This is a genomic window from Methylobacterium sp. E-025 (assembly GCF_022829705.1).
GTDB lineage: Bacteria > Pseudomonadota > Alphaproteobacteria > Rhizobiales > Beijerinckiaceae > Methylobacterium.
Genome location: NZ_JAKSYR010000160.1, coordinates 1 through 712, shown reverse-complemented (window position 1 = coordinate 712; position 712 = coordinate 1). Strand labels below are relative to the sequence as shown.

The window sequence follows — 712 nt, the reverse complement described above, 5'->3', positions numbered from 1 at the left end:
TCATCGAGATCGCGGTCGAGCCGAAGTCGAAGGCCGATCAGGAGAAGCTCGGCATCGCGCTCGCCAAGCTCGCGGCGGAGGATCCGTCCTTCCGCGTCTCCACCGACCAGGAGTCGGGCCAGACCATCCTGCGCGGGATGGGCGAGCTGCACCTCGACATCAAGGTCGACATCCTGCGCCGCACCTACAAGGTCGACGCCAACATCGGCCAGCCGCAGGTGGCGTACCGCGAGAAGCTGACCCGCCGGACCGAGATCGACTACACCCACAAGAAGCAGACCGGCGGGACCGGCCAGTTCGCGCGGGTGAAGTTCGTGGTCGAGCCGAACGAGCCGGGCAAGGGCTTCGAGTTCGCCTCGAAGGTGATCGGCGGCGCGGTGCCCAAGGAGTACATCCCGGGCGTCGAGAAGGGGCTCAACTCGGTCCTCGGCGCCGGCATCCTCGCCGGCTTCCCGGTGGTCGACATCAAGGTCGAGCTGATCGACGGCGCCTACCACGACGTCGACTCCTCGGCGCTGGCCTTCGAGATCGCGTCCCGGGCGGCGCTGCGCGAGGCCCTGCAGAAGGGCGGCTCCGTGCTGCTCGAGCCGGTGATGAAGGTCGAGGTCGTCTCGCCGGAGGAGTATACCGGCTCGGTGATCGGCGATCTCAACTCCCGCCGCGGCCAGATCCAGGGCCAGGACATGCGCGGCAACGCGAACGTCATCAACGC

The 712-nt window shown here is 67.8% G+C and carries 1 pseudogene; it reads left to right on the top strand.

Features of this window, described 5'->3' with window-relative positions:
- Window positions 1–712, top strand: a pseudogene (fusA, locus tag MKK64_RS23380) (elongation factor G); the annotation flags it as partial.